Raw genomic sequence first — 11,438 nt, 5'->3', positions numbered from 1 at the left:
GCGGGGCCTCACCGGCACCGCCATGGCCGCCGGGGTGTTGCCCCCGCTCCAGTCCCCAGCCGCACCACACAGCCACAGCCAGGCCGATACCGCCCGTGCCGCCGCCTCCCACACCCCGGCCGAGGCCCATCAGGCTCCCTCTGTCACCCATGGCGCACATGGCGCACACCATGGCAGCCCCCCGCCCCCCGAGAGCACGGCCGCAGAGCCCGAAGCCGAACACGATCACCACGATCACGACCATGACCACGCCTTGGCGGCCCCAGCCGCTGCCGATGCGGCCGCGTGCAATGGCGCCAGCACCGGCTGCGCCGCCCACGAACACCACGCCAGCGCCTGTTCGGCCTGCGAGATCTGCCATTCGGCCATGCTGGATGTGCCCGCAGCGCTGACCCCGGTGCACCAGCCCCCCGGCCCCCTGCGCGCCCTGAGCGCGGCGCCATTTGACAGTGCCCCGGCGGCACTGGCCATCAAACCCCCCATCGCCTGATCTCCGACGCCCGAAGTGCGTCTGCACCGCCGGTCCGCCCCACCTGGGGCGCGCCGGTTGCAGCGCATCGCCTTTTTTTCGCTGTCTGGAGATCGCCATGCGCGCCCTTTTTTACACCCCTTACCGCCCGACCCCACGCCTGCGGCCACCCCGCACCCGGCTGGCCTGTCTTGCCCTGCTTGCGCCGCTGTTCACCCCTTGGATCGCGGTGCCTACTGCCTTTGCCCAAAGCCCCCACGCTGCAGCCCCTGCGGCCGAACCCCGTGCGGCCACGGCCCCACTGATTCACCTCGCTCGCCCAGCCACCGCTGCCTTGGCCGATCTGCCCACGGGGCAGTCCTGGCAGGACGCCCACCACGCGGTCGGCCAGTTCCCGCGCGGCCACGCCGACATCGTGGTGTGGGAGAAGCAGCAGGGCGCCGCGACCAGCCCGCCCTCATCCTCATCCTCGTCATCGTCCTCACCACATCAGCACAGTGGCGCTGAAGCGGCCCCTGGCGCATCCCGCAAGCCCGTGCACCAGCACCACCGCAGCCACCACGGCGACCAGCCCATGCACGGGGGCAAGCCATGATTCGCCTGCACCATCGCTTGCCCCTCCTCACCATCGTCCTGGTGCTGGCGGGCTGCGCCAGCGTGTCGCCCGACGGCCTGCGCGGCGACGTGGCCGCGCTCACCCAGGGCCGCACCGGCGGCGTGCAGGCAGCCCTGCCCGCCACCGACCCCGCTGCCCGCGCCACAGCGCAGCAATCCATCGAAGGCTGGCTGGCTCAGCCCCTCACGCAAGATTCAGCCGTGCGCATTGCGCTGCTGAACAACCCCGGCCTGCAGGCCCGCCTGGCCGCGCTGGGCGTGGCCGATGCCGAACGGGTGCAGGCCATCACCCTGCCCAACCCGCACCTGAGCCTGGGACGCTTTGCCAACAGCCACGAGCGGGAGATCGAACGCACCCTGGCCTTTGGCCTGCTGGACCTCATCACCCTGCCCTGGCGAACCCAGCGCCAGGCCGAGCGCCTGCAGATCGCCACGCTGCAAGCCGCGCAGGACGTGGTGCTGCTGGCCGCCGACACGCGCCGCGCCTGGCTGCGTGCCGTGGCGGCCGAGCAGGTGGCCGCCACGCATGGGCGCATGGTGGAAGCCGCCGAGGCCGGTGCCGAGCTGGCCCGCCGCATGGTGCAGGTGGGCAACTGGAGCCGCCTGCGGCAGGCCCGCGAACAGGCCACGCTGCACGACGCCCGCAGCCAGCACGCGCGCGCCCGGCTGGCTGCCGCCACCGCGCGCGAGGAGCTCCACCGCCGCCTCGGCCTGTGGGGCTTGCAGACGCAGTACCAGTTGGCTGCCCAGTTGCCGCCGCTGCCCGCCAGCGCGCTGCCCGCAGACGGCATCGAAGCCACCGCCCTGCGCGAGCGGCTCGATGTGCAAGCCGCTCGCCGCCAGCTCGACACCCAGGCCGTGCGCCAGGGCTGGAGCCGCGCGGGCGCGGTGTTTGGCGACATCGGCCTGGCCTACAGCCGCAACACCGCCACCGAGCGTGACAGCGGCCACCGCGAAATCACCCGGGGCTGGGAGCTGGAACTGCCCCTGCCCCTGTTCGACTGGGGCGGCGCCGCACGCACCCGCGCGCAGGCCGAGGTGGAGCAAAGCGCCGCCCAGCTGCAGGACACCGCCGTGCGCGCCCGCAGCGAGGTGCGCGCCGCCTGGCTGACCTACCGCACCGCCCTGGACCTGGCGCGCCAGCAACAGGCCGAAGTAGTGCCCCTGCGACAACTCATCAGCGACGAAACCACGCTGCGCTACAACGGCATGCTGGCCAGCGTGTGGGACATGCTGGCTGAAGCGCGCACCAGCACCCAGGCCGTGGCCAACGCCATCGAAGCGCAACGCGACTTCTGGCTGGCGGAGACCGACCTGCAACTTGCGCTAACGGGAACCTCTCCCGGCGCACTGCAGGGCCTCACCTCCGGCGCCGCCGCCTCCACCACCACACAAGGCCACTGACATGAACCGCCGCAATTTCTTCTCCGGCGCCGCCACGGCCGTGGCTGCCGCCTCCGTCAGCCGCGTGGCCCTGGCCGCACTGCCCGAGCCCGCAATGCAGTCCAGCGCCGACACCGCGCCGCCGCTGCACCCGCCCACGGGCCGCCCCTACAACCCCGTGGTCACGTTGAACGGCTGGACCGCGCCCTGGCGCATGAATGCAGGCGTCAAGGAATTCCACCTGGTGGCCGAGCCCGTGGTGCGCGAGGTGGCGCCCGGCTTCATGGTCAACATGTGGGGCTACAACGGCCAGAGCCCTGGCCCCACCATCGAGGTGGTCGAGGGCGACCGCGTGCGCATCTTCGTCACCAACCGCCTGCCCGAGCACACGACCATCCACTGGCATGGCCAGCGCCTGCCCAACGGCATGGACGGCGTGGGCGGGCTCAACCAGCCGGCGATTCCACCGGGCAAGACCTTTGTGTACGAGTTCGTGGCGCGCCGCCCCGGCACCTTCATGTACCACCCACATGCCGACGAGATGGTGCAGATGGCCATGGGCATGATGGGTCTGTGGATCACCCACCCCAAGGCCAGCCACCCGCAGATTGCCACCGTGCAGCGCGACTACGCGTTTTTGCTCAACGCCTTCGATGTGGAGCCCGGCAGCATGACCCCCAAGGTCAACACCATGCTGGACCACAACATCTGGTGCTGGAACAGCCGCGTGTTCCCCGCCATCAGCCCGCTGGTGGCGCGCCAGGGCGAGCGCGTGCGCATCCGCGTGGGCAACCTCACCATGACCAACCACCCCATCCACATCCACGGCCATGAGTTCGAGGTGACCGGCACCGACGGCGGCCCCGTGCCCAAAAGCGCGCGCTGGCCCGAGGTAACCACCGACGTGGCCGTGGGCCAGATGCGGCAGATCGAGCTGATCGCCGACGAACCCGGCGACTGGGCCCTGCACTGCCACAAGAGCCACCACACCATGGGCGCCATGGGGCACGACGTGCCCACCATGATCGGCGTGGATCACCGGGGCCTGGTCGGCAAGATCCAGAAGATCGTGCCCGACTACATGGTGATGGGGGAGCGCGGCATGGCCGACATGGGAGCGATGGAGATGCCCCTGCCGGACAACACCTTCCCCATGATGACCGGCACCGGCCCCTATGGCCCGCTGGAGATGGGCGGCATGTTCACCACCTTCAAGGTGCGTGCGGGGCTGGCGGCAGGCGACTACCGCGACCCCGGCGACTACACCCAGCCACCGGGCACGCAGGCCTACGAATGGCAAGGCGCCCCTGCCAGCACACCCCGCCCCGCGCGCACCACGGCGCCGGGCACCGCCCCAGGCGCGGCCAGCGCCCGCAAACCCGCCGCCAGCGGCCACCAGCACTGAGACAGGACACACCATGAATACTATTAAATTGATAGCTATTTGCGCTTTACTAGCGGGCGGAAACGCCTCTTTTGGTCATGAGAACATGCCCCATCACAACCGCAATGCCCCCGTTGTGAAGGAGCAAAAGCCTTGGGGCATAGCAGGCGACACCCAGGCCGTGGCCCGCACCATCACCATCCGCATGACGGACGACATGCGCTTTACGCCCCGCCACATCGAAGTGCGCGAAGGCGAGACCGTGCGGCTGCGCGCCGAGAACAAGGGCCAGGTGCTGCACGAGATCGTGATCGGCACCAAGGCCGAGCTGGACGCGCACGCCGAGATGATGGTCAAGCATCCCGGCATGGAACACGACGAGCCCTACATGGCCCATGTGGGCGCTGGCAAGAAGGGCGACATCGTGTGGCAGTTCAACCGCGCCGGGAGTTTTGACTTTGCCTGCCTCATCGCGGGCCACTACCAGGCGGGCATGACGGGAACCATCACCGTTCGCCCGCGCAAGCCATGACCCGCCCCCATCCACGCAGGAATCACACCATGACCCCCACACCACGCACCACGCCTGCCCTGCCCACCCGCCGCCAATGGCTTGCCACCGCACTGCCGCTGGCGGGCGCAGGCTTGGCCATTGCCCTGCTGCCCTCCGCCGCCCGCGCCACCCCGCCCACAGCGGCCGCCACGCCCCTGGAGGTCTGGAAGGACCCCAACTGCGGCTGCTGCCAGGACTGGGTGGACCACATGCAGGCCAATGGCTTTGCCGTGAAGGTGCACGCAACCGGCAACAACGCGGTGCGCGCCCGCCTGGGCCTGCCGCAAAAACTGGGTTCGTGCCACACCGCGCTGGTGGGCGGCTATGTGGTCGAAGGCCATGTGCCCGCCAGCGACGTGCGCAAGCTGCTGCAGCAAAAGCCCAAGGCCCTGGGCCTGGCGGTGCCCGGCATGCCTGTGGGCTCACCGGGCATGGACGGCGCCGTGTATGGCGACCGGCGCGATCCGTACGACGTGCTGCTGGTGGCCCACGATGGCAGCACGCGCGTATTCAACAGCTACAACAAGAAGGCATCGACATGAAGAAGACATTCCTCTCCATCCCGGCGGCGGCCAGCCTGCTCTTGCTGGGCACTGGGACCGCTTGGGCACAGGCACCTGCAGCAGCAGCCTCTGACAGCCACAGCAGCCACCACACTGAAGCCACCGCAGCGCCCGCACCGCAGGCGGATCTGAGCGAAGGCGAAATCACCCGCTGGGACCCGCGCACCCTGCGCCTCACCCTCAAACACGGAGAGATCAAGAACCTGGAGATGCCACCCATGACCATGGTGTTCCGCGTGGCAGACGCCCGCGTAGTCGGTGACCTGAAACCGGGTGACAAGGTGCGCTTTCGGGCCGAACAGGTCAGCGGGGCCTACCATGTCCAGCGGATCGAGAAAGCGCCCTGAAGCGGCTCCGCGCGCGGCACCGGGGCGCTGATACTGCGCAAGTGCCGCAAGGCGCCCGGGCACCATAATCAGCGGCCATGACTTCCTCCAACACACTGGCTGGCGACGCTGGCAGCATCACCCGCGTGGCCGGCATCGAGGTCGGCCACTTCACCGAAACCCGCCGCCCCACGGGCTGCACCGTCATCATCACCCGCGAGGGCGCCGTGGCTGGCGTGGATGTGCGTGGCGCCGCCCCTGGCACACGCGAGACGGACCTGCTGCACCCCTCCAACCTGGTGGACCAGGTGCACGCCATCATGCTCGCGGGTGGCAGCGCCTGGGGGCTGGACGCCGCCACGGGCGCCGTGCGCTGGCTCGAAGAGCGCGGCGTGGGCTTTGACGTGGCCGTGGGCCGCCTGCCCATCGTGCCCGCCGCCGTGCTGTTCGACCTGCTGGTGGGCGACATGCGCGTGCGCCCCGATGCGGCAGCAGGCTATGCGGCGTGCGAGGCCGCCTCCACCGCCGACCCGGCCGAAGGCAATGTGGGCGCGGGCACGGGCGCAGCCTTGGGCAAGATCTTTGGCATCCAGCGCGCGATGAAGGGTGGCATTGGCACGGCGTCCGTCACCGTGGACGGCGTCACGGTGGGCGCCCTGATCGCCTGCAATGCCCTGGGCGATGTGATCGACCCCGACACCGCGCAAGTGATCGCCGGGGCACGCACCGACGACGGCCTGCGCCTGCGCGACACGCGCCGCGCCCTGCTGCGCGGCGACCCGCCCCAGCCGCTGCTGGCGGGCACCAACACCACCATTGGCGTGGTGGCCACCGATGCCGTCATCACCAAGGTGCAGGCCCACCGCCTGGCCGTGGCCGCACACGATGGCCTAGCGCGCAGCATCAACCCGGTGCACACCATGTCCGACGGCGACACCCTCTTCAGCCTGGGCACGGGCCGCAGCGGCAAGAGCCTGGGCATGATGGTGCTGGCCACCATGGCGGCCGAGGCCACGGCCATCGCCACAGCGCGGGCGGCACGGGCGGCACGGGCGATCACCACCGCCGAAGGCCTGTACCTCCCTGCTGCCGCCGACCTGCGGTAGGCCGGGACGACGACGGCGTCGCCTTCGCGCTGAGCGCCACCTCCTCCCTGTCCAGCCTCGGATCCAGCCGAGGCCATGGGCTGCTGCTTTGTGCCCACGCCTCCACACCTATCCAAAACCATCTGGGCGGCGGATACTGTGCGCAAAACAACCTTTGCGCATGTCGCTGTTCCGAGTTCAATCGGGGCATGGGGTGGTCTGCGGCGCTGCCGATGCTCGCAATAGCTGCGGCTGTGGCCGTTTTTCCTCGCAGGCCTTTTCATGCACCGAGCGCGCATTCCCTGCGCGGTAAGCACCGAGCCCCCCGGTGCTTGCGCTACTTGCTACTTACTTGTTAGGAACATGTTCTCGATCTGAATCTAGCCAATTTTTTGAGGAGAAAAGCATGCGACTGTCGAATCTGCGAGTCGGTTTGCGCATGGGCCTGGGTTTTGGCCTTTTGCTGACATTGGTGCTGGCCATGGGGCTGTTTGCCGTGAACCGCGTCAATCGGGTGCAAGGCAGCGTGGAGGACCTCGCCACCAACTGGTTGCCCAGCACCCAGCAGTTGGCAGGCCTCAACGAAGCGCTCAATCAAATGCGCCGTGCCGAGCTGCAGGTGCTGCTGGGTGGCGGTGACAAAGCCCTGCAAGAAGAAAGTGCGCGCATAGACAAGCAGTGGACCCTGGTACCCAAGCTGCTGCAGGCCTACGCAAACACACTGGACGACGACGCAGAGCGCAAGCTTTTTGACACCTTCAAAGCTGCGGTCGAACGCTACAAAGGCACCCAAAGCCAACTGCTGGCCCTGGTGCGGGACGGCAAGGGCGAAGAGGCCCTGGCGTACCTGCGGGGCGATTCACGGCAGGCATTTCGTGCAACCACCGACGCCATTGGCAAGCTCAACCAGCGCAACGATGAAGGGGTGGAAAAGGCACAGCAAAAAGGCACCGAGAGTTACCGCGCGGTGCTTTGGGGCATCTGGCTGATGGTTGCAGTGGCCTTGGCCCTCGGTGCCGCCATTGGCTGGGTGCTGACACGTTCGCTCACCATTCCTCTGAGTTTTGCGGCGGGCACGGCTGATCGCATCGCTGATGGCGACCTGACGGGCGAAGTGCATTCGTCGCGCGGCGATGAGTTGGGTGACTTGCTGCGCGCCCTTGCCCGCATGCAACAGGCCCTGAACGAATCCGTCACGAACGTGCGTCGCAGCGCCGACAGCATCGCGACTGCCAGTGAAGAGGTGAGCAACGGCGGGCAGGACTTGTCAGTACGCACCGAGGCGGCGGCCGCCAGCATCGAGGAGACATCTGCAGCGCTGCAGCAAGTCACCGAAACAGTGCGCCACAGCTCAACGTCTGCGCAGCAGGCTCACCAGTTGGCGTCGGCAGCTTCGACAGTGGCTGTCAGGGGCGGTGAAGTGGTGGCACGTGTGGTGAGCACCATGGACGGCATTCAATCCTCATCGCGCAAGATTGGAGACATCATTGGCGTGATTGACGGCATTGCGTTTCAGACCAACATCCTGGCCTTGAATGCAGCCGTGGAAGCGGCACGGGCCGGCGAGCAGGGGCGCGGGTTTGCGGTGGTGGCAACCGAGGTGCGAACGCTCGCGCAGCGCAGCGCGCAGGCAGCGCGAGAGATCAAAGAGCTGATATCAAGCTCGGTTGACCAGGTGGAAGGCGGGGCGCAGTTGGTCGGCGAAGCTGGCCGAACAATGGATGAAGTGGTGGGCTCGGTACAGCAGGTAAGCCATTTGATTGGCGAAATCGCCAGCGCCATCAAGGAACAGACCCAGAGCGTGGTCGAGGTCAACACCGCCATCTCTCAACTGGACAGCATGACCCAACAGAATGCCGCACTGGTGGAGCAATCTGCAGCGGCGTCAGAGTCGCTGCGCGATCAGGCCGGGCGGTTGATCGAGGTCGTGGCACGCTTCAGACTCAAGGCCGGTTGAGCCGGAAAAATGCCCTTCAGCCATCCTGTCAATGGGTGGGTGATTGGGGCCGTCCCTTCTGACTAGCCCAACGACCCGGCCAGCAGTTCCACCACTCGCTTGGCGCGGCGATGCCCCAATGGCAATGGCAATGGCATTCAGGAGCGCAGCGCATGGCTCGCGGGATCTTTTGTGCGCGGTCAAAAAAACCTTGACTGGACTGGAAAGGCGCTCAACATCAATGACCACGCCACAGCCCCGGCGGGAACGCGCCGTGGCGCCCTGCGCGCCCTGCGCGACCTGCGCGACCTGTGCGCATGTGGCTGCTGGCTGCTGGCTGCTGGCTCACAAAAGCTTGAGAACGTGGCGCTTCAGCCCACAAAAGTGCATCATCGTTACCACCAGTTGGAGGGCCTATCGCATGAATGTCCTGCAAAACCTGAGCATCAAGGCGCGTCTTGGCATGGGCTATGTGGTTATCACCGGTGCTTTGATCCTGGTGGCTGCCATGGGCCTGCATGGGGAAGCGAAGACGCAGGAGAGCCTGGACAACCAGGTCAATCACCTGAATGTGGTCAAAAGCCTGGGCAACCAGGTGCTGGATGCGGCCAACGCACGCGCCATCTCGGCCCGCAACCTGATGATTGCCGGGTCGAAGGAAGATGCCGCCGCCGAACTCCGGCTCATCGGGGCGGCGCACGACAGCATGGGGCGGGCACTCAAGAGCGTGGAGGAAGCCCTCCAGACCGCCCCACCCGAAACAGCCCCTTTGCGCAGCCTGCTGGCCCAGATCAAGGAGACGGAAGCCGCCTATGGGCCGATCGCGCTGGAGATCACTCGGCTGGGCAGCCAGGGCGAGAAGGACGTGGCAATCCAGAAGATCAATGCGGAATGCCGCCCCCTGCTGACCAAGCTGGTGGGCAACATCGGCGCATTCCTGGCCGAGAGCGACGCCATCAGCAAACGGGCCAGCGAGCAGTCGATGCGCCAGTTTGAATCGCTGCGCCTGCAACTGATTGCGCTGAGTGTGGCGATGGTGGTGTTTGCCTGCGTACTGGGCATCGCCACCATGCGCTCCATCGTCAGGCCCCTGAGCGAGGCCAGTCGGGCCACGCAGGAGTTTGCGCAGGGCAATCTGGCAACGCCGCTGGTGGCGCAGGGCAAGGACGAAATCGCCACGGTGGTTGCCTCGATGGAGGCCATGCGCCAAAGCCTGTCGAACCTGGTGGCGGGAGTGCGCCAGGGGTCGGAGAGTGTCTCCAGTGCTAGCGCCGAGATCGCGCAGGGCAACCAGAACCTGTCGATGCGCACCGAGCAACAGGCCAGTGCGCTGCAGCAAACCGCGGCGTCGATGGAACAGCTGGGCTCGACCGTGAAGCAGAACGCGGACAACGCGGTCAATGCCAACCGGCTCGCGCATTCGGCCTCGACCATCGCGCAGCAGGGGGGCGAAGTGGTGGCCATGGTGGTGGCCACCATGAAGGACATCAACGACTCCAGCCGCAAGATCAACGACATCATCAGCGTGATCGATGGCATTGCGTTCCAGACCAACATCCTCGCGCTCAATGCCGCCGTGGAGGCCGCGCGCGCAGGCGAGCAGGGCCGGGGCTTTGCCGTGGTGGCCAGCGAGGTGCGCAACCTGGCCCAGCGCAGCGCAGCGGCGGCCAAGGAGATCAAGCAACTGATCACCGAGAGCGTGGGCCGCGTGGAACATGGCACCGCCCTGGTGGACAAGGCAGGCCACACCATGACCGAGGTGGTGGCCAGCATCCGCAATGTGACGCACATCATGGGCGAGATCAGCGCTGCCAGCTCTGAACAGAGCGCGGGGGTCACGCAGGTGGGTGAAGCCGTCACGCTGATGGACCAGGCGACGCAGCAGAATGCCGCACTGGTGGAGGAAATGGCGGCAGCCGCATCGAGCCTGCGCGGGCAGGCCGACGACCTCGTGAAGGCCGTGGCGGTCTTCAGGATTCACGGCAGCGGGTCGGCACTGCTGCTCAAATGAGCAGACGACCAGACGAGCAGGCGCTGCTGAAAACCCGGCGCAGGTTGGCAACGGATTGGGTGGCGCTACTGCGGTTGGGAGGGCGGTGCCACACGCAGCCCCGCCAGCAGTTCCTCCAAGGGCATTGCGCGGGCGAACTTCCAGCCCTGGGCCTGGCGCACGCCCCGCGCAATCAGGAAGTCCACCTGGTCCTGCGTCTCCACGCCCTCGGCAATCAGCGCCAGTTGGAGCGTGTGGGCCATTTCGATGATGTGGGTGGTGACCGGGCTGATGGCGGCCTGCGCCCCGATGCTGGCGATGAAGATGCGGTCGATCTTGAGGGTGTCGATGTCGATGGACTCCAGCATGGACAGGCTGGAGTAGCCCGTGCCGAAGTCATCCAGCGCGATCGACGCCCCGATCTGCCGCGCCGCCTGCAGCGCGGGCCGCGCGGCCTCGATGTCCACCAGCCCCCGCTCGGTGACTTCGAGCATCAGCGCGCCTGCCGGAAACTCCATGGCACTGAAGCGCCGCTGCAGGTACTGCACGGGTCCGTCGGCCACCAGGTCCTGGGGCGAGAGGTTCAGGCTCACATGAAAGCCCGGGCGGGCCTTGAGCAGCTCCGGCAGGTCGGCGAGCACCACGTCGATCACGTAGCGTGTGATGGGAGCGATGACCCCGGCCTTCTCGGCTTCAGCAATGAACTCGTCGGGTGGCACCAGGGTGCCGTTGCGGCGGCGCCAGCGCAGCAGGGCCTCGGCCCCCACCCACTGGCCCGTCTGCAGATCGACGATGGGCTGGTAGAGGATGAAGAACTCGCGCCGACGCAGGGCTGTCCGCAGCCGCACACGCGGCGACAGCTGCCACCGGGTGAGCACTGCCACACCCAGCGCAAACAGGGCGCTGGCCACCAGGCCCAGCGGCGCCAGGATCAGCGCCTGAGCCCAGAGCCCGCCGTAGGCCTGGGCCTTGGGGGCTGCGGCAACGGCTGCGATGTTGTTGTCTTTCGATGCCCGGAAAACAATGTGGTGGGTATCGCTTTCGACCTGGCTGCTGGCATCGGGGGTGTACAAAGCCAGCCACTGCGCATCCAGCGGACCCTTGGACCGTATCAGCGCCTGCGGCGTGCTGATC

11 protein-coding genes are annotated in these 11,438 nt (G+C 67.5%); 10 read left to right on the top strand and 1 reads right to left on the bottom strand.

Annotated elements, in window-relative coordinates; translation table 11 throughout:
• The 10 genes from AC07Z7_RS24215 to AC07Z7_RS24170 all read left to right on the top strand — a co-directional run.
• Nucleotides 1–490, top strand: a 490-nt coding sequence (locus AC07Z7_RS24215) for a hypothetical protein (RefSeq protein WP_494767917.1), incomplete at its 5' end; no start/stop codon positions are given.
• Between the two features lie 97 nt (nt 491–587).
• Nucleotides 588–1,064: a hypothetical protein gene (locus tag AC07Z7_RS24210; RefSeq protein WP_494767916.1), complete on the top strand. Its 477-nt coding sequence runs from the start codon at nt 588–590 to the stop codon at nt 1,062–1,064.
• Nucleotides 1,061–2,488 (top strand): TolC family protein, encoded by a 1,428-nt coding sequence (locus AC07Z7_RS24205; protein ID WP_494767915.1) that lies wholly within the window; start codon nt 1,061–1,063, stop codon nt 2,486–2,488. Before AC07Z7_RS24210 ends, AC07Z7_RS24205 begins: the two co-directional genes overlap by 4 nt.
• A gap of 1 nt (nt 2,489) precedes the next feature.
• Complete coding sequence (locus AC07Z7_RS24200) at nt 2,490–3,872, top strand: multicopper oxidase family protein (RefSeq protein WP_494767914.1); 1,383 nt, start codon at nt 2,490–2,492, stop codon at nt 3,870–3,872.
• Between the two features lie 13 nt (nt 3,873–3,885).
• On the top strand, nt 3,886–4,383 hold the full coding sequence (locus AC07Z7_RS24195) for a cupredoxin domain-containing protein (protein ID WP_094287794.1): 498 nt from the start codon (nt 3,886–3,888) through the stop codon (nt 4,381–4,383).
• Between the two features lie 29 nt (nt 4,384–4,412).
• Nucleotides 4,413–4,946 carry a DUF411 domain-containing protein gene (locus AC07Z7_RS24190; RefSeq protein ID WP_094287792.1) on the top strand — a complete coding sequence of 178 codons (534 nt, stop codon included), beginning with the start codon at nt 4,413–4,415 and terminating at the stop codon, nt 4,944–4,946.
• Entirely contained in the window at nt 4,943–5,314 is a 372-nt protein-coding gene (locus AC07Z7_RS24185) for a copper-binding protein (RefSeq protein WP_494767913.1), read from the top strand. The genes AC07Z7_RS24190 and AC07Z7_RS24185 overlap by 4 nt, the downstream gene beginning before the upstream one ends.
• Before the next feature lie 77 nt (nt 5,315–5,391).
• Complete coding sequence (locus tag AC07Z7_RS24180) at nt 5,392–6,399, top strand: P1 family peptidase (RefSeq protein ID WP_494767912.1); 1,008 nt, start codon at nt 5,392–5,394, stop codon at nt 6,397–6,399.
• A 385-nt stretch (nt 6,400–6,784) separates the two neighbouring features.
• On the top strand, nt 6,785–8,335 hold the full coding sequence (locus tag AC07Z7_RS24175; protein ID WP_082606736.1) for a methyl-accepting chemotaxis protein: 1,551 nt from the start codon (nt 6,785–6,787) through the stop codon (nt 8,333–8,335).
• Nucleotides 8,336–8,735: 400 nt separating this feature from the next.
• Nucleotides 8,736–10,325, top strand: coding sequence for a methyl-accepting chemotaxis protein (locus AC07Z7_RS24170; RefSeq protein WP_494767911.1), 1,590 nt, complete (start codon nt 8,736–8,738; stop codon nt 10,323–10,325).
• Between the two features lie 65 nt (nt 10,326–10,390).
• Here AC07Z7_RS24170 and AC07Z7_RS24165 read toward each other — a convergent pair.
• Nucleotides 10,391–11,438, bottom strand: a 1,048-nt coding sequence (locus AC07Z7_RS24165) for an EAL domain-containing protein (RefSeq protein ID WP_494767910.1), incomplete at its 5' end; no start/stop codon positions are given.

Source organism: Acidovorax sp. GW101-11A03 (assembly GCF_059424825.1).
Note: the sequence above shows the minus strand (reverse complement) of the source record. Positions and strands in the feature narration are given on the sequence as shown.